General features: G+C 52.4%; 15 protein-coding genes. 12 read left to right on the top strand and 3 right to left on the bottom strand.

Annotated elements, in window-relative coordinates; genetic code table 11:
- Positions 1-72 precede the first annotated feature (72 nt).
- The gene (ackA, locus tag KVT28_RS12580; protein ID WP_217548728.1) at positions 73-1275 is read right to left on the bottom strand and encodes an acetate kinase; all 1203 of its coding nucleotides are present in this window, start codon (positions 1273-1275) and stop codon (positions 73-75) included.
- A 339-nt stretch (positions 1276-1614) separates the two neighbouring features.
- Between ackA and yfbV the strand changes: the two genes are divergently transcribed.
- From yfbV to KVT28_RS12565, 3 genes are all read left to right on the top strand, one after another.
- Entirely contained in the window at positions 1615-2067 is a 453-nt protein-coding gene (yfbV, locus tag KVT28_RS12575) for a terminus macrodomain insulation protein YfbV (protein WP_101763650.1), read from the top strand.
- 150 nt (positions 2068-2217) lie between these two features.
- The gene (locus tag KVT28_RS12570; protein WP_101763651.1) at positions 2218-2712 is read left to right on the top strand and encodes a YfbU family protein; all 495 of its coding nucleotides are present in this window, start codon (positions 2218-2220) and stop codon (positions 2710-2712) included.
- A 14-nt stretch (positions 2713-2726) separates the two neighbouring features.
- Complete coding sequence (locus tag KVT28_RS12565) at positions 2727-3386, top strand: sugar phosphatase (protein WP_101763652.1); 660 nt, start codon at positions 2727-2729, stop codon at positions 3384-3386.
- A gap of 27 nt (positions 3387-3413) precedes the next feature.
- Here the strand turns inward: KVT28_RS12565 and yfbR are convergent, their stop codons facing one another.
- Entirely contained in the window at positions 3414-4013 is a 600-nt protein-coding gene (yfbR, locus tag KVT28_RS12560; RefSeq protein ID WP_110866568.1) for a 5'-deoxynucleotidase, read from the bottom strand.
- A gap of 70 nt (positions 4014-4083) precedes the next feature.
- On the bottom strand, positions 4084-5301 hold the full coding sequence (locus KVT28_RS12555) for a pyridoxal phosphate-dependent aminotransferase (protein WP_008105154.1): 1218 nt from the start codon (positions 5299-5301) through the stop codon (positions 4084-4086).
- A gap of 966 nt (positions 5302-6267) precedes the next feature.
- On the opposite strand from KVT28_RS12555, the gene lrhA reads away from it, so the two are divergent.
- The 9 genes from lrhA (at position 6268) to nuoI (ending at position 17123) form a co-directional block, all read left to right on the top strand.
- Complete coding sequence (gene lrhA / locus KVT28_RS12550; protein ID WP_021509211.1) at positions 6268-7191, top strand: transcriptional regulator LrhA; 924 nt, start codon at positions 6268-6270, stop codon at positions 7189-7191.
- 660 nt (positions 7192-7851) lie between these two features.
- Positions 7852-8295, top strand: coding sequence for an NADH-quinone oxidoreductase subunit A (locus KVT28_RS12545; RefSeq protein WP_007889316.1), 444 nt, complete (start codon positions 7852-7854; stop codon positions 8293-8295).
- Between the two features lie 15 nt (positions 8296-8310).
- The gene (locus tag KVT28_RS12540; protein ID WP_008105151.1) at positions 8311-8991 is read left to right on the top strand and encodes an NADH-quinone oxidoreductase subunit B family protein; all 681 of its coding nucleotides are present in this window, start codon (positions 8311-8313) and stop codon (positions 8989-8991) included.
- A gap of 116 nt (positions 8992-9107) precedes the next feature.
- Positions 9108-10907, top strand: a complete 1800-nt coding sequence (gene nuoC / locus KVT28_RS12535; protein WP_101763654.1) for an NADH-quinone oxidoreductase subunit C/D — start codon at positions 9108-9110, stop codon at positions 10905-10907.
- A gap of 2 nt (positions 10908-10909) precedes the next feature.
- Entirely contained in the window at positions 10910-11425 is a 516-nt protein-coding gene (gene nuoE, locus KVT28_RS12530; protein ID WP_101763655.1) for an NADH-quinone oxidoreductase subunit NuoE, read from the top strand.
- Between the two features lie 2 nt (positions 11426-11427).
- Entirely contained in the window at positions 11428-12768 is a 1341-nt protein-coding gene (gene nuoF / locus KVT28_RS12525; RefSeq protein WP_176519213.1) for an NADH-quinone oxidoreductase subunit NuoF, read from the top strand.
- 103 nt (positions 12769-12871) lie between these two features.
- Complete coding sequence (nuoG, locus tag KVT28_RS12520) at positions 12872-15595, top strand: NADH-quinone oxidoreductase subunit NuoG (RefSeq protein WP_192233275.1); 2724 nt, start codon at positions 12872-12874, stop codon at positions 15593-15595.
- Complete coding sequence (nuoH, locus tag KVT28_RS12515; RefSeq protein WP_008105140.1) at positions 15592-16569, top strand: NADH-quinone oxidoreductase subunit NuoH; 978 nt, start codon at positions 15592-15594, stop codon at positions 16567-16569. Before nuoG ends, nuoH begins: the two co-directional genes overlap by 4 nt.
- An 11-nt stretch (positions 16570-16580) precedes the next feature.
- Positions 16581-17123 (top strand): NADH-quinone oxidoreductase subunit NuoI, encoded by a 543-nt coding sequence (gene nuoI, locus KVT28_RS12510; RefSeq protein ID WP_007889332.1) that lies wholly within the window; start codon positions 16581-16583, stop codon positions 17121-17123.
- Positions 17124-17129 lie beyond the last annotated feature (6 nt).

The following is a 17129-nucleotide window of genomic DNA, read 5'->3' as shown; positions in this document are numbered from 1 at the left end:
ATAGAAACCTCTCAGGTGTTGCAGACTGTCTAAAACAACTCCGTCAGCCTAAGCTGACGGAGAGAAGTGTTTTTAAGCGGTGAGACGCGCGGCGTCTTGAGCAATCACCAACTCTTCGTTGGTTGGGATCACCACGGCTGGGCGCGTGCCTTCTTTGTTGATGAAACCCGATTTGCCGAAGCGTGCTGCCAGGTTGCGCTCGTGATCGACTTCGAAGCCGAGCAGACCCAGCTTCTGCAGCGCCAGCTCGCGCACCATCGCCGCGTTTTCACCGATACCACCGGTGAAGACCACGGCATCCAGACGGCCTTCCATCAGCGCAGTGTAGCTGCCGATGTATTTCGCCAGACGGTGGCAGAACACATCCATCGCACGCTTAGCATCTTCTTTGGTGCTGTAGTTGTCTTCCACATAGCGGCAGTCGCTGGTGACTTCGGTCAGACCTAACAGGCCAGACTCTTTGGTCAGCAGCTTGTTGATGGCATCAATGCTCATGCCCAGGGCATCATGCAGGAAGAAGATAATCGCAGGATCGATGTCGCCACTGCGCGTGCCCATCACCAACCCTTCCAATGGCGTCAGGCCCATTGAAGTATCAACACACTGACCATTGCGAATAGCAGAAACGGAACCGCCATTACCCAAGTGGCAGGTGATGACGTTCAGTTCGCTAACGGGCTTGTTCAGCATTTTCGCGGCTTCCTGCGTCACATAGTAGTGACTGGTGCCGTGTGCGCCGTAGCGACGAACGCCGTGCTCTTTATACAATTTGTACGGCAGAGCATAGAGATAGGACTCTTCCGGCATTGTCTGATGGAATGCGGTGTCAAAAACCGCGACATTTTTATCAGAAAGATGCGGGAAGTTTTTCAGCGCTTCATCTATACCGATCAGATGCGCAGGATTGTGCAGCGGCGCAAACGAAGAGGCGTCTTTGATGCCCTGAATAACTGATTCGTCGATGATGACCGATTTGGTCAGCTGCTCGCCGCCGTGAACAATACGATGGCCGATTGCAGCGATTTGTGCCGAAAGCTCTGGTTTTTGTGCCAGAATAGTTTTGACCATGAAATTCAGTGCTTCGCTGTGTGCCGCACCCGCGCCAAGCTGAGCTTCTTGTTTGCTGCCGTCCAGTTTCCACTTAATACGTGCTTCCGGTAAATGGAAACATTCAGCCAAACCGGAGAGGTATTCGTCGCCGGTAACAGGGTTAAGGATGGCAAACTTAAGTGAAGAACTGCCGCAGTTCAGAACCAGAACTAACTTCGTCGACATGGAAGTACCTATTTTTGTTAAATAGTGGCTAAAAAAAACGCAATCAGACTAACAGCGTAGCCCATGAAAGCTGGTAGGTTAATGATAAACATCATGTGCTAGTCAAAAATTCAGTGACATGCAAAAAATTTTGGTGATTTTACGCTTATTTTTGATAAGCACTTAGCGAAACATGGCTCTGGCCGCTCTTTTATTGAGCTAAAGCTTCCGGTAATGTTACTCAAACGGCGTCAGAATACTCACTGTCACCCGCAAAGACAAAAACTTTTGAAGGATGTCACGTAAAGTTGTGTAGTTATCGGTTTATTTTAAATATTGCAGATTTAGTTGAGGTCTATCATGGCGAATGAGACAGACAAACCCGGCTGGTTCGGCTTGTTCCAGCGCGGACAGCGATACATGAAGACCTGGCCTGCAGACAAGCGCCTGGCGCCGGTATTTCCTGAAAATCGCGTGGTGAATGCAACGCGTTTTGCCATTCGCTTTATGCCGCCGCTGGCGATTTTCACCCTAACGTGGCAAATCGCGATGGGGGGACAACTTGGTCCAGCAATTGCCACCGCGCTGTTTGCCTGCAGCCTGCCGATGCAAGGATTATGGTGGTTAGGTAAACGTTCGGTAACGCCGTTGCCGCCGACGCTGCTGCAGTGGTTCCATGAAGTGCGTACCAAACTGCAAGAAGCGGGGCAGGCGATTGCACCCGTTGACGGTAAGCCGACATATCAGTCGCTCGCCGATGTGCTGAAGCGCGCGTTTAAACAGCTTGATCGCACTTTCCTCGACGATCTTTGATCCGCGGACGCTTTTACCTGCCAGAGAATTTGAGCCAAATCCCGGTTCAAATCAAAGAAAAGTGGTGCGGACATACACGCATCACTCTCCTTGTGTAATCATTTCTTCATTGTTTAAATCTTAAGCGGCCGCCTGGCCCGGGAGCAAACCATGGAAATGACCCACGCACAACGATTGATCCTCTCCAATCAATACAAAATGATGGCCATGCTGGAACCCGATAACGCCGAGCGCTATCGTCGTTATCAAACCATTATTGAACGCGGCTATGGCTTACAGTTACGCGAACTCGATAAGGAATTCGGCGAGCTAACCGAAGCGACCTGTCGCTCACTGATCGATATTATGGAAATGCATCATGCGCTGCATGTTTCGTGGTCGAACCTCAAAGATGGCAGCGCGATTGATGAGCGTCGCCTGGCGTTTCTCGGCTTTGATGCGGCCACCGAAGCGCGTTATCTCGGCTACGTGCGTTTTATGGTGAACGTAGAAGGGCGCTATACCCATTTTGATTCCGGCACACACGGCTTCAATGCCCAAACGCCGATGTGGGAAAAATACCAACGCATGCTTACGGTGTGGCACACTTGTCCGCGTCAATATCATCTCAGCGCGAATGAGATCGCGCAGATTATCAATGCCTGAATAAGGAGCGACGCGTGAAGTACAGGGGTTTTCTGTTTGATTTAGACGGTACGCTGGTGGATTCACTGCCTGCTGTGATTCGCGCATGGTCATTGTGGGGTGAGCGCCATGGTTTGTCTGCGGAAGAGGTCCTGAGCTATATCCATGGGAAGCCTGCGATCAACTCGCTGCGCCATTTCATGGCGGGACAATCTGAAGAGGCGATTCAGGCGGAATTTCTCTGGCTTGAACGCCTCGAAGCGGAAGACACGCATGGCGTACAGGCGATTCCGGGCGCATTAGCGTTACTGTCAACGTTGAACGAGTTGCAGATCCCATGGGCGATTGTCACATCGGGTTCGATTCCTGTTGCCCACGCGCGCCATAAAGCCGCCAATCTACCCATGCCAGAGGTGTTCATCACTGCGGAGAACATCAAGCACGGTAAGCCGAATCCCGAGCCTTATTTGCTGGGCGCCGAGCGTTTGGGGCTTTCAGCGACGCAATGCGTGGTGGTTGAGGATGCGCCAGCGGGCATCATTTCAGGATTGGATGCGGGCAGTGCGGTGATCGCTATAAATGCGCCAGCCGATGCGCCGCGCATTGATGAAGTCACCTTCCGCGTCGCTTCGCTTGAACCGTTAAATGTCACTAAAGAAGATAGCGGTGAATTTACCCTTTCTATCACCGCATAAAAAAACGGGCCGCTGCGGCCCGTTTTTTTACAGCGGCGTATCCTGTGAGATTTCATCCAGCGACAGGCTAAAGCTGGGAATAAACACCTCAACAAAATAATCCATTTCCGGCGAGCGCCGCTGCGTCAGGGTTTTCTCCAGGCGCGCTTTGGCCAGCAAAAACTCGTTATTACCCGCCGACAACTCTTCCAGACACTTCACATAGGCGCAAAGTGCATCCGCTTGCTTAACCACGGATTGTTCACTTTCGCTATGCATGTGTTCATCTATCAGCGGCCGATAAGCGTCCTGCAGTTCGGGCGGCAGCATATCGATGAGTTTCTGCTGGGCAATTTTCTCGATCTTTTTATATTCGTGCGCAATTTGCGCGTTGTAGTACTTCACCGGCGTCGGTAAATCCCCGGTCAATACTTCGCTGGCATCATGATACAGCGCTAGCATGGCAATGCGCTCGGCGTTGAGGTTGCCGTTAAACTTTTTGTTTTTGATGATGGCGAGCGCGTGAGCAACCATCGCCACCTGCAGACTATGCTCGGAAACGTTTTCAGTGCGCACATTGCGCATTAATGGCCAGCGGTTAATCAGTTTGAGACGGGAGAGGTGGGCGAAAAAATGGCTACGAGTCATGGACGGTTCCTGTTCGCACGGCGGGGAAGATATCTTTTCCCCGAAATGCGAACAGTATACGCGTCACAATTTACTGGCGATACCCTTGTAAGAAACGACCAAACTTACTGACGGCCATTTCCAAATCGTCCACGCGCGGCAGCGTAACGATGCGTACGTGATCCGGCCACGGCCAGTTGAACGCGGTGCCCTGAACCAGCAGCACTTTTTCCTGCAACAGGAAATCCAGCACCATCTTCTGATCGTCGAAGATGTTGAATTTCTTGGCGTCAATACGCGGGAACATATAGAGCGCACCTTGCGGCTTCACACAGCTGACGCCAGGAATATCATTAATTAATTCCCACGCACGCTGGCGCTGTTCATACAAACGTCCGCCGGGCGCGATAAATTCACTAATGCTTTGATAACCACCCAATGCGGTCTGAATCGCGTGTTGTGCAGGAACGTTGGCACACAGGCGCATCGACGCCAGCATCTCCAGACCTTCAATGTAACCTTTAGCGTGTTTCTTCGGACCATTCAAAACCATCCAGCCCTGACGGAAACCCGCCACGCGATAGGTTTTGGACAAGCCGTTGAAGGTCACCGTCAGCAGATCGGGTGCCAGCGCAGCAATCGAATGATGTTGTGCTTCGTCGTAGAGAATCTTGTCGTAGATTTCATCGGCGAAAATAATCAGATTGTGCTGGCGCGCAATTTCAACAATTTCAAGCAACAACTCTTTGCTGTAAACCGCGCCGGTCGGGTTATTCGGGTTAATGATGACAATGCCACGCGTGCGCGGGGTGATCTTGCTGCGAATATCATCCAGGTCAGGGAACCAACCTGCTGATTCATCACACAAATAATGCACCGCTTTACCGCTCGACAGCGAAACGGCAGCGGTCCACAGCGGATAATCCGGCGCAGGCACCAGCATTTCATCACCGCTGTTGAGCAATGCCTGCATCGCTTGCACAATCAGTTCGGATACGCCGTTACCAATATAGATGTCTTCGACAGTGACATCTCGCATGTCACGCGCCTGGTAATGCTGCATGATCGCTTTACGCGCCGAATACAGCCCCTTTGAATCGCAATAACCCTGCGAGCTCGGCAGATTGCGAATGACATCGACCAGAATTTCATCAGGCGCTTCGAAACCAAACGGGGCAGGGTTGCCGATGTTCAGCTTGAGAACTTTGTTGCCTTCTTCTTCGAGACGTTTAGCTTCTTTCAGTACCGGGCCACGGATGTCATAACAGACATTTTCCAGCTTGCCGGATTTATCAATTTGAAAATTCATTGTTACCGCCTTTATGGGCAGAGTCCTTTAACCTGCCACCAAAAATCAAACTCGCCCAATTTACTCTTCTCACCTTAACAAAAGAAGGGCAGCGCTTGGTTTTGGCGTGTTTGCCATTTTTTCCCCTTTCACGTGGCGTAAAAGTCATTGGAAATCGATTAATCTGGTTCATTAGTCCACAAATGTGAAGAATGTTAATATTAAACGCTGGTAAGGTGTGCCTGACGTGTAAATGCCTTCTTCCATCGACATCCGAGACTATTCAGAAATTTTTTAGTCAAAACTGGCTTAAAAAAACATTAGCGACCAAACGAAATAGTTAAATGAATCTTGTTGGATGGCGGAAAATTGTCTGGTAATGATTAAGCACTGTTTGGCGTCACAAAATAGAGTTCATTCTCATACACTTTCTATTGGCAGGATTAAGCACCATCATCAGCTGCAACTCAGTGTAAAACACGCGTAAAATAGCATTTGCGCTGTATCTTTAACGTAAGTGTTTGAGATTCAGAACCTGGAGGGGTTAAAAAAAGAGCAGCATTATGGCAGGATGTGTGCGAAAAGACTTTTGGTCAAAAATTGCGATGTTTTGAACAAAAACATTTCCATTTATAGCGTAAAAATGATTAAGTATAATTTATTATTTGATGCACTTTATCGCTTCGCATCTACATAACATGATGTTATTTCTTTTAACCCGCAGGGACTTTGTGCGGGAGACATAGACAACTACGCAGCTTCCAGCACCTGTACGACTTACGTTTTCGGCCCAGAAGTTCTGCTGTCTATAATGACGACGCTGCTCTGATCTCAGAGTGGTGCGATCGTCGGCATCCGCCTGACAAATTTTTTCATGGCAGCTCCACACAGGGCTGTCATTAAGCACCATTGCCTCTTATCTCTTTGATAAGTCGGGTAATACACCAGGGTAGTAGTTTTAAAAAATCTTATAAGTGAAGAAAAAACATGACTAATGCAAATCGTCCGATACTGAATCTCGACCTCGATCTGCTGCGTACATTTGTTGCCGTTGCCGATCTGAACACTTTCGCAGCCGCCGCTGCCGCCGTGTGCAGAACGCAGTCCGCAGTGAGCCAGCAGATGCAACGTCTGGAACAATTGGTAGGTAAAGAGCTGTTTGCCAGACATGGACGTAATAAATTGCTGACGGAGCATGGCATTCAACTGCTGGGTTACGCCAGGAAAATCCTTCGTTTTAATGACGAAGCTTGCACCTCTTTAATGTACAGCAACATCCAGGGCGTTCTGACCATTGGCGCTTCAGATGATACCTCAGATACCATTCTGCCGTTCCTGCTTAACCGCGTAACGTCGGTCTATCCGAAGCTGGCCATTGATGTGCGTGTTAAGCGCAACCCGTTCATGATGGAAATGCTTAATCAAGGTGAAGTCGATCTGGTTGTGACCACGTCCAGCCCAGGAAACTTTACTTATCAGGTACTGCGTACTTCACCAACGTTGTGGTACTGCGCGGCAGATTATATCTTCCAGCGTGGAGAGGCCATTCCTTTGGTTCTGTTGGATGAGCCAAGCCCGTATCGTGATATGGCCATTGATCACCTTAACGAGGCTGGCATTCCGTGGCGCATCTCGTATGTTGCTTCAACGCTGGCTGCCGTCCGTGCAGCGGTTAAAGCCGGTTTGGGTGTGACAGCGCGTCCTGTTGAGATGATGAGTCCAGAACTGCGCGTGATGGGCGCGGCAGAAGGTTTGCCAGTATTGCCTGACACCCAGTATCTGCTGTGCCGTAATCCAGACAGCGATAACGAACTGGCGCTGGCGATCTTCAATGCCATGCAGTCCACCAACGATCCTTATAATCTGAGTGCTAATCCAGACGGTACCTTGTTACTGGATGATGAAGAGTAAGGGTTGCAGTTACTGGTAATTCCTCTCAATTGGAATACCGGTTAATTGTTAAAACTGATAAAAAAAAGCCTTAGCTGGATAATTATCCGCTAAGGCTTTTTTTATGCCTTTTAACACGTCCTTTTTAGAGCGATTTCCAGAAAAAGATTTCACTCAACATCTTAAAAATGAAATGTGTTCCATTTTTGCTCCACATGGAATGATTTTATCAATTCGTGCCAACTTTCCCAGGGCAATTGCCCGTCCACTCCGCTGTTTTTTGCAGCATAAAACCCAGTTATGTGCTTTAGATCAAAAAAATACCCCTGATAAGGGGGGGGAATCTCGGGCGAGACCTGTCAAAATATGATTGTTAAATGCACGATCCACGCATGTGAATACCCGCTACACTAAAATTAACCTCACAAACTGAAGCGATTTAGCTGGCGCTCAGAGGGTTGAATGTTAATAATATGATGCAGCTGTAAAATAATGTTTGGATACTTTTGTCAAAGTTGACAAAAGGTTATAGAAAGGAGTAAAAACCCCTATAAAATTGCTGCTTTATTGCTAATGACAGCAAAATTTATAAGGTTTTTTATCCTTCCCTTGAATCGATGTGGTGTGTTTGCTGCAACAGCGCAGGATGCCATCACCACTTTTGATGAGTAAGCAAAGAGTATGTCGACAACTACAGAAGTGATCGCTCATCACTGGGCATTTATTGTTTTTATCGTTATCGCATTCGGCCTGTGTGCCTTTATGTTGACCGGTGGCTGGTTGTTAGGTGGTCGTGCGCGTGCGCGACACAAGGACACCCCGTTCGAATCGGGTATTGAGTCGGTCGGTGACACTCATATTCGCCTCTCTGCAAAATTCTATCTGGTTGCGATGTTTTTCGTCATATTCGACGTCGAAGCCCTCTATTTATACGCATGGTCGACTTCCATTCGCGAAAGCGGCTGGGTCGGCTTTGTCGAAGCCGCAATTTTCATTTTGGTGCTCTTGGCAGGCCTGGTTTATCTGGTGCGCATCGGTGCGCTGGATTGGGCTCCTGCGCGTCGTCGCGTAGTGGTCAAATCTGTCCCGGTCAGTCACAGCCACACCAACCCTCATAAGCAGTAAAAGCGAGGCAATAAGATGGACTACACGCTGACACGCGTAGACCCGAACGGGGGCGGCGATAACGATCGTTATCCTCTACAGAAACAGGAAACGGTTACCGATCCGCTGGAGCAACACGTTCACCGTAGCGTCTACATGGGCAAGCTCGAGCACGCCCTGCATGACATGGTGAACTGGGGTCGTAAAAACTCACTCTGGCCGTATAACTTCGGCCTTTCCTGTTGCTACGTGGAAATGACCACATCCTTCACCGCAGTGCATGACGTGGCACGTTTTGGCGCCGAAGTTATGCGCGCCTCGCCACGTCAGGCTGACTTCATGGTGATCGCCGGTACGCCATTTACCAAAATGGCGCCGGTTATTCAGCGTTTATATGACCAAATGCTAGAGCCGAAATGGGTGATTTCCATGGGCGCATGCGCTAACTCGGGTGGCATGTATGACATCTACTCGGTGGTGCAGGGTGTGGATAAATTCCTGCCGGTTGACGTGTACATTCCTGGCTGCCCGCCACGTCCAGAAGCGTATATGCAGGCATTGCTGCTGCTGCGCGAGTCGATTGGCAAAGAGCGTCGTCCACTGTCTTGGGTGGTCGGTGATCAGGGTGTTTATCGCGCCAATATGCAGCCAGAGCGTGAAAGAAAGCGTGGCGAGCGTATTGCCGTCACCAACCTGAGATCGCCAGACGAAGTTTAAGCTTCCCGTACACGGATGGAGCCACGGCCACAGCAAAACATCACAATTTAATGTGCGCCGCCATCCTGACGCCTTCTTTTGAGCGCCTGATTACAGGCCGGAATGGTGAGTAACGTATGACTGATTTAACCACGCAAGATCTCGCTCAGCCTTCATGGCAAACCCGCGATCACCTGGATGACCCAGTGGTCGGCGAGCTGCGTAACCGTTTTGGGCCGGATGCCTTTACCGTTCAGGCTACCCGCACCGGGATTCCGGTAGTCTGGGTAAAGCGTGAACAGCTATTAGAAATCGTTGAATTCCTGCGCAAGCTGCCAAAGCCCTATGTCATGCTGTATGACTTACACGGTTTTGATGAGCGTTTACGCACTAACCGCGCCGGTTTGCCCGCCGCGGATTTTTCCGTTTTCTATCACCTGCTTTCCATTGAACGCAACCGCGACATCATGCTCAAGGTCGCTTTATCTGAAAACGATCTGAATGTGCCAACCATCACCAAAATTTTCGCTAACGCCAACTGGTATGAGCGCGAAACCTGGGAGATGTTTGGCATCACTTTCAATGGTCACCCGCACCTGACGCGCATCATGATGCCGCAGACGTGGGAAGGCCATCCACTGCGTAAAGATTATCCGGCGCGCGCTACCGAGTTCGATCCCTTCGAGCTGACCAGGCAGAAAGAAGATCTGGAGATGGAGGCGCTGACCTTCAAGCCTGAAGATTGGGGCATGAAGCGCAGCACCACCAATGAGGACTTCATGTTCCTCAACCTCGGTCCGAACCACCCCTCTGCGCACGGTGCTTTCCGCATCATTCTGCAGTTAGATGGTGAAGAAATCGTCGATTGCGTTCCCGATGTCGGCTACCACCATCGTGGCGCGGAGAAGATGGGCGAGCGCCAATCCTGGCACAGCTACATTCCGTACACCGACCGTATCGAGTACCTCGGCGGCTGCGTGAACGAAATGCCTTACGTGCTGGCGGTGGAAAAACTGGCGGGCATTACCGTGCCGGATCGCGTCAATGTGATCCGCGTGATGCTGTCTGAACTGTTCCGCATCAACAGCCATCTGCTCTATATCTCCACCTTTATTCAGGACGTCGGCGCGATGACGCCGGTGTTCTTCGCCTTTACCGATCGTCAGAAAATCTATGATGTGGTGGAAGCGATTACCGGTTTCCGTATGCACCCGGCGTGGTTCCGCATCGGCGGCGTCGCGCATGACCTGCCGAAAGGCTGGGAACGTCTGCTGCGCGACTTCCTCGACTGGATGCCGAAGCGTCTGAAAGAGTACGACAAAGCCGCACTGCGCAATACCGTGTTGATGGGCCGTTCGCAAGGTGTTGCGGCGTACAACATGGACGAAGCACTGGCGTGGGGCACCACCGGCGCAGGTCTGCGCGCCACTGGTTTAGATTTTGACGTGCGCAAATGGCGTCCATATTCAGGTTACGAAAACTTCGATTTCGAAATTCCGGTTGGCGCTGGCATCAGTGATGCGTATACCCGCGTGCAGCTGAAAATGGAAGAGATGTGGCAGTCACTGCGCATTCTGGAACAGTGCCTGAACAACATGCCTGAAGGCCCGTTCAAAGCGGACCATCCGCTGACAACGCCGCCGCCGAAAGAGCGCACGCTGCAGCACATTGAAACCCTGATCACTCACTTCCTGCAGGTTTCGTGGGGCCCAATCATGCCAGCCAACGAATCCTTCCAGATGATTGAGGCGACCAAAGGGATCAACAGTTACTACCTGACCAGCGATGGCAGCACCATGAGCTATCGCACCCGCGTGCGTACGCCGAGCTTCCCGCATCTGCAGCAGATCCCATCGGTGATCCGCGGCAGCCTGGTATCCGACTTGATCGTTTACCTCGGTAGTATCGATTTTGTTATGTCAGACGTGGACCGCTAATTATGCACGATCAAAAAATTGCTATTCACACCATCGACCCTACTGAGGTCTTCGTGCTGAGCGAGGCCGAGCACCACGCTATCGAGCACGAGAAACACCATTACGAAGATGCACGCGCCGCTTCGATCGAAGCGTTGAAGATCGTGCAGAAACAGCGTGGCTGGGTGCCGGACGGCGCGATTAACGCCATCGCAGATGTTCTGGGGATTCCAGCCAGTGATGTTGAAGGCGTAGCGACTTTCTATAGCCAAATCTACCGTACGCCGGTTGGCCGTCACGTTATTCGCTACTGTGACAGCGTGGTGTGCCACATCACGGGTTATCAGGGGATTCAGGATGCGCTGGAGCAAAATCTGAACATCAAGCCGGGCCAGACTACGGCGGATGGACGCTTTACGCTGCTGCCAACTTGCTGCCTGGGTAACTGCGATAAAGGGCCAACCATGATGGTGGATGAAGATACCCACGTTCATCTGACGCCTGAAGGCATCGCCAACTTGCTGGAGCAGTATCAATGACCATTAAACAGATCATTCGTACTGCCGAAACGCATCCACTGACCTGGCGTCTCCGTGACGACAAGCAGCCGATCTGGATCGATGAATATCGCAGTAAAAACGGTTATGTCGGCGCAGAAAAAGCGTTGAAAGATTTCAGCCAGGACGAAATCGTCGCGGCGGTAAAAGACTCCGGCCTGAAAGGCCGCGGTGGTGCAGGCTTTAACACCGGCCTGAAGTGGAGCCTGATGCCGAAAGACGAATCCATGAACATCCGTTACCTGCTGTGTAATGCCGATGAAATGGAGCCGGGCACTTACAAAGACCGCTTGCTGATGGAGCAACTGCCGCACCAGCTGGTGGAAGGCATGCTGATCAGTGCGTTCGCGCTGAAAGCCTATCGTGGCTATATCTTCTTACGTGGTGAGTACATCGAAGCGGCCGTTAATCTGCGTCGCGCGATTGCTGAAGCCACCGAAGCGGGCTATCTCGGCAAAAATATTCTTGGTACTGGTTTTGATTTCGAGCTGATCGTCCACACCGGCGCAGGTCGTTATATCTGCGGTGAAGAAACAGCGCTGATCAACTCGCTGGAAGGACGTCGTGCGAACCCGCGTTCTAAGCCGCCATTCCCGGCCAGTGCCGGCGTGTGGGGCAAGCCGACCTGCGTGAACAACGTGGAAACGCTGTCGAACGTGCCTGCCATCTTCCTTAACGGCGTTGACTGGTACAAAAACATCTCTACCAGCGAAGACACCGGCACCAAAATGATGGGCTTCTCCGGCCGCGTGAAAAATCCTGGCGTCTGGGAATTGCCGTTCGGCACCACCGCACGTGAAATCCTTGAGGATTACGCCGGTGGCATGCGTGATGGCCTGAAATTCAAAGCCTGGCAGCCAGGCGGTGCAGGAACTGACTTCCTCACCGATCAGCATCTCGATCTGCCGATGGAATTTGCCAGTATTGGTAAAGCTGGCAGCCGTTTAGGTACTGCGCTGGCGATGGCGGTCGATCACGAAATCAACATGGTTTCACTGGTGCGTAACCTGGAAGAATTCTTTGCGCGCGAATCCTGTGGCTGGTGTACGCCGTGCCGTGATGGATTGCCATGGAGCGTGAAGATCCTGCGTGCGCTGGAGCAGAAGAAAGGTCAGCCGGGTGATATTGAGACCCTGCAGCAACTCTGCCGCCAGCTTGGCCCAGGTAAAACCTTCTGTGCCCACGCACCGGGCGCCGTCGAACCATTGCAGAGCGCGATTAAATATTTCCGTGAAGAGTTTGAAGCTGGCATTGCGCCTCAGGTGTTTGGCAATACCCGAGCTATCGGCGGTATTCAGCCCAACCTGCTGAAAGCGCGCTGGTAATCAGCCGCCGTACACGGAATTCACCTCATGCCGACATGGCGTGGGGAAAGAATTAGATGTTTAACGCTCGTCTTAGGGCGAGCCTTACGGAAGCATGTTCACTATGGCTACAATCCATGTAGACGGTAAAGAATATGATGTGAACGGAGCGGACAACCTGCTACAGGCGTGTCTCTCTCTGGGCCTTGATATTCCTTATTTTTGCTGGCATCCGGCGCTGGGAAGCGTAGGGGCCTGCCGCCAGTGCGCGGTGAAGCAATTCCAGAATGCCGAAGATACCCGCGGTCGCCTTGTCATGTCCTGCATGACACCAGCGTCGGACGGCACCTTTATCTCCATCGACGATGGCGAAGCGAAAGAGTTTCGTGAAAGCGTGGTGGAATGGCTGATGACCAACCATCCGCACGACTGCCCGGTGTGCGAAGAGGGCGGTAACTGCCATCTGCAGGATATGACGGTAATGACCGGACACAGTTTCCGTCGTTATCGCTTCACTAAACGTACCCACCAGAATCAGGATCTCGGCCCGTTCATTTCGCATGAAATGAACCGCTGTATCGCCTGCTATCGCTGCGTGCGTTACTACAAAGATTATGCCGACGGCAAAGATCTTGGCGTTTATGGCGCTCACGACAACGTCTACTTTGGTCGTCCGGAAGATGGCACGCTGGAAAGCGAATTCTCCGGTAACCTGGTGGAAATCTGTCCGACCGGTGTTTTCACCGATAAAACGCACTCCGAACGCTATAACCGTAAATGGGATATGCAGTTCGCACCAAGCATCTGTCAGCAATGCAGCGTGGGTTGTAACACCAGCCCGGGCGAACGCTATGGCGAATTGCGTCGTATCGAAAACCGCTATAACGGCACCGTAAACCACTATTTCCTGTGCGATCGCGGTCGTTTCGGTTACGGCTACGTCAACCGCAAAGATCGCCCACGTCATCCGATACAGCAACGCGGCAACGATTGGGTCAGCCTGAATGCTGAACAAGCGGTAAATGCGGCGGCGGATGTGTTGCGTCGGGCGAAAAAAGTCATTGGTATCGGTTCTCCGCGCGCCAGCATTGAAAGCAACTTCGCGTTGCGTGAGCTGGTTGGCGCAGAAAACTTCTCAACCGGTATGCCAGCCGGTGAGCAGGCTCGCGTTGAGCTGATGCTGAAAGTCCTGCAGGACGGCGGCATCTACACGCCATCACTGCGCGAAATTGAGAGCTACGATGCGGTGCTGGTGCTGGGTGAAGATTTGACTCAGGTTGGCGCGCGCGTGGCGTTGTCTGTACGTCAGGCAGTAAAAGGTAAAGCGCGTGAGATGGCTGCGGCACAGAAAGTGGCTGACTGGCAGATCGCGGCAATCCTTAACATCGGTCAGCATGCCAAACATCCGCTGTTCGTAACCAATGTCGACGAAACCCGCCTGGATGATATCGCTGCGTGGAGCTATCGCGCACCGGTGGAAGATCAGGCGCGTCTCGGCTTCGCCATTGCCAATGCGCTGGATGAAAGCGCGCCGGCAGTCAGCGGCTTCGACAGCAAACTGAACGGCAAAGTTGACGTGGTGGTTCAGGCGCTGGCAGGTGCAAAAAAACCGCTGATTATCTCCGGTACCCATTCCGGTAGCATCGCGATGATTGAAGCTGCTGCTAACGTGGCAAAAGCCCTGAAAGCACGCGGTGCCGATGTCGGTATTACCTTCCTCGCGGGTGCGGCGAACAGCTTTGGCCTCGGCCTGATGGGCGGTCAATCGCTGGATAGCGCACTGGAACAGCTGAGTAAAGGCGAAGCCGATGCGCTGGTGGTGCTGGAAAACGATCTCTATCGTCATGCGCCGAAAGCCAACGTGGATGCGGCGCTCGATACCACCGCTAACGTGATTGTGGTCGATCATCAACGTACCGCCACGCTGGAAAAAGCCGGTTTGGTACTTTCAACCGCCAGCTTTGCGGAGAGCGATGGCACATCAATCAACCACGAAGGCCGCGCGCAGCGCTTTTTCCAGGTTTACGATCCCGCTTATTACGATGACAGCGTAGTGATGCTGGAGAGCTGGCGCTGGTTGCGTTCGCTGCACAGCGCGGTTGAGAGCCGTCACATTGACTGGACTCAGCTGGATCACGTGATTGATGCCACCGTTGCGGCGCTGCCACAGCTAAAAGGCATCAAGGATGCTGCGCCAGACGCCAGCTTCCGTATCCGCGGTCAAAAACTGGCACGTTCACCGCACCGCAACAGTGGCCGTACTGCGATGCGCGCCAACATCAGCGTGCATGAACCGCGTCAGCCGCAAGATAAAGACACCATGTTTGCCTTCTCGATGGAAGGTAACAACCAGCCCAGCGCACCGCGTTCGCAGATTCCATTTGCCTGGGCGCCGGGCTGGAACTCACCGCAGGCATGGAACAAGTTCCAAGCTGAAGTGGGCGGCAAACTGCGTCATGGCGATCCGGGCGTGCGTCTGTTTGAAGCCAGCGATCGTTCATTGCCGTGGTTTACCGCCATTCCGGAAAGCTTTGTTGAAGGCAGCCAGTGGCGCGTCGCACCTTACTACCAGCTGTTTGGTAGCGAGGAGATGACCCAGCGTTCAACCACCTTCCAGAAACGCATGTCCCCGGCCACGCTGGTGATTAACCCGGCTGATGCTGAGAAACTGGGCGTTAATAGCGGTTCTTCCGTGGAGCTGGTGTGTGCAGGCGAAACACTACGCTTGCCGGTACGTTTCTCTGCGTCGCTGCAAGCAGGGCAGGTTGGTTTACCGCTCGGTATGCCGGGCGTGCCGCCGTTCCTCTCAGGTGCGCAAATTGACAAACTGCAGGAGGCCGCGCAATGAGTTGGCTGACACCGGACGTTATTGAAATCCTGATCAACATCGGCAAAGCGCTGGTCATCTTATTGGTGGTTGTCGGTTGCGGCGCTTTCATGAGTTTCGCCGAGCGTCGTCTGCTCGGCCTGTGGCAGAACCGTTATGGACCAAACCGTGTTGGCTGGGGCGGCTCGCTGCAGCTGGCTGCTGACATGATCAAAATGTTCTTTAAAGAGGACTGGGTTCCGCCGTTTACCGACCGCTTCATCTTTACGCTGGCACCGGTTATCGCCTTCGTATCGCTGCTGCTGGCTTTCGCCATTGTGCCGGTTTCGCCGACCTGGATGGTCACCGACCTGAATATCGGTCTGTTGTTCTTCCTGATGATGGCGGGTCTGGCGGTGTATGCGGTGCTGTTCGCTGGCTGGTCGAGTAACAACAAATACTCACTGTTGGGTGCGATGCGTGCATCGGCGCAGACGCTGAGCTACGAAGTGTTCCTTGGTCTGTCATTAATGGGCGTAGTGGCGCAAGCCGGCTCGTTCAACATGAATGCCATTGTCGAAAGCCAGGCGCATCTGTGGAACATCATTCCTCAGTTCTTCGGCTTCCTTACCTTCTGCATCGCGGGCGTAGCGGTATGTCACCGTCATCCGTTTGACCAACCAGAAGCGGAGCAGGAACTGGCGGACGGTTACCACATCGAATACGCCGGTATGAAGTTCGGCCTGTTCTTCGTCGGTGAATACGTGGCGATCACCACCGTTTCAGCGCTGATCGTGACGCTGTTCTTCGGTGGCTGGCACGGCCCGTTCCTGCCGCCATTCATCTGGTTCGCTCTGAAAACAGCGTTCTTTATGGTGATGTTTATCCTGATTCGTGCTGCGCTGCCGCGTCCACGCTATGACCAGGTGCTGTCGTTCGGCTGGAAAGTGTGTCTGCCGTTGACGCTGTTGAACCTGCTGGCGACCGCCGCAGTGATTCTGTACACCGCGCAGTAAGGGACATTGAGATGACTTTAAAAGATATTGTCGTTGGCTTCGGCACGACAGTGCGCAGTATCTGGATGATAGGCATGCATGCCTTCGCCAAGCGCGAAACCCAAATGTATCCGGAAGAGCCGGTTTATCTGCCGCCGCGTTACCGTGGCCGTATCGTGCTGACGCGCGATCCGGACGGCGCAGAGCGTTGCGTTGCTTGTAACTTATGCGCGGTAGCTTGTCCTGTCGGCTGTATCTCACTGCAGAAAGCCGAGACGCAGGATGGACGTTGGTATCCGGAGTTCTTCCGCATCAACTTCTCACGCTGCATCTTCTGCGGCCTGTGTGAAGAGGCTTGCCCAACCACCGCGATTCAGCTGACACCCGATTTCGAACTGGGTGAGTTTAAGCGTCAGGATCTGGTGTATGAGAAAGAAGACTTGCTGATTTCCGGTCCGGGTAAATATCCGGAGTACAACTTCTATCGTATGGCTGGTATGGCGATCGACGGAAAAGAGAAGGGCGAAGCGGAAAACGAAGCCAAGCCGATCGACGTCAAAGGGTTGTTACCTTAAGGAGCC

This window comes from Pantoea sp. GbtcB22 (genome assembly GCF_019091025.1).
In the GTDB taxonomy this organism is placed as follows: domain Bacteria; phylum Pseudomonadota; class Gammaproteobacteria; order Enterobacterales; family Enterobacteriaceae; genus Pantoea; species Pantoea leporis.
This window is presented reverse-complemented; position numbering and strand designations above follow the sequence as displayed.

What these genes read in the sequence shown, in the direction of transcription:
- ackA (WP_217548728.1), bottom strand. Translation starts at nt 1,275, where the DNA reads ATGTCGACGAAGTTAGTTCTGGTTCTGAACTGCGGCAGTTCTTCACTT.
- yfbR (WP_110866568.1), bottom strand. Translation starts at nt 4,013, where the DNA reads ATGACTCGTAGCCATTTTTTCGCCCACCTCTCCCGTCTCAAACTGATT.
- nuoI (WP_007889332.1), top strand. Translation starts at nt 16,581, where the DNA reads ATGACTTTAAAAGATATTGTCGTTGGCTTCGGCACGACAGTGCGCAGT.
- KVT28_RS12555 (WP_008105154.1), bottom strand. Translation starts at nt 5,301, where the DNA reads ATGAATTTTCAAATTGATAAATCCGGCAAGCTGGAAAATGTCTGTTAT.
- KVT28_RS12545 (WP_007889316.1), top strand. Translation starts at nt 7,852, where the DNA reads ATGTCGACAACTACAGAAGTGATCGCTCATCACTGGGCATTTATTGTT.
- nuoC (WP_101763654.1), top strand. Translation starts at nt 9,108, where the DNA reads ATGACTGATTTAACCACGCAAGATCTCGCTCAGCCTTCATGGCAAACC.
- KVT28_RS12540 (WP_008105151.1), top strand. Translation starts at nt 8,311, where the DNA reads ATGGACTACACGCTGACACGCGTAGACCCGAACGGGGGCGGCGATAAC.
- nuoH (WP_008105140.1), top strand. Translation starts at nt 15,592, where the DNA reads ATGAGTTGGCTGACACCGGACGTTATTGAAATCCTGATCAACATCGGC.
- yfbV (WP_101763650.1), top strand. Translation starts at nt 1,615, where the DNA reads ATGGCGAATGAGACAGACAAACCCGGCTGGTTCGGCTTGTTCCAGCGC.
- KVT28_RS12570 (WP_101763651.1), top strand. Translation starts at nt 2,218, where the DNA reads ATGGAAATGACCCACGCACAACGATTGATCCTCTCCAATCAATACAAA.
- nuoG (WP_192233275.1), top strand. Translation starts at nt 12,872, where the DNA reads ATGGCTACAATCCATGTAGACGGTAAAGAATATGATGTGAACGGAGCG.
- nuoE (WP_101763655.1), top strand. Translation starts at nt 10,910, where the DNA reads ATGCACGATCAAAAAATTGCTATTCACACCATCGACCCTACTGAGGTC.
- lrhA (WP_021509211.1), top strand. Translation starts at nt 6,268, where the DNA reads ATGACTAATGCAAATCGTCCGATACTGAATCTCGACCTCGATCTGCTG.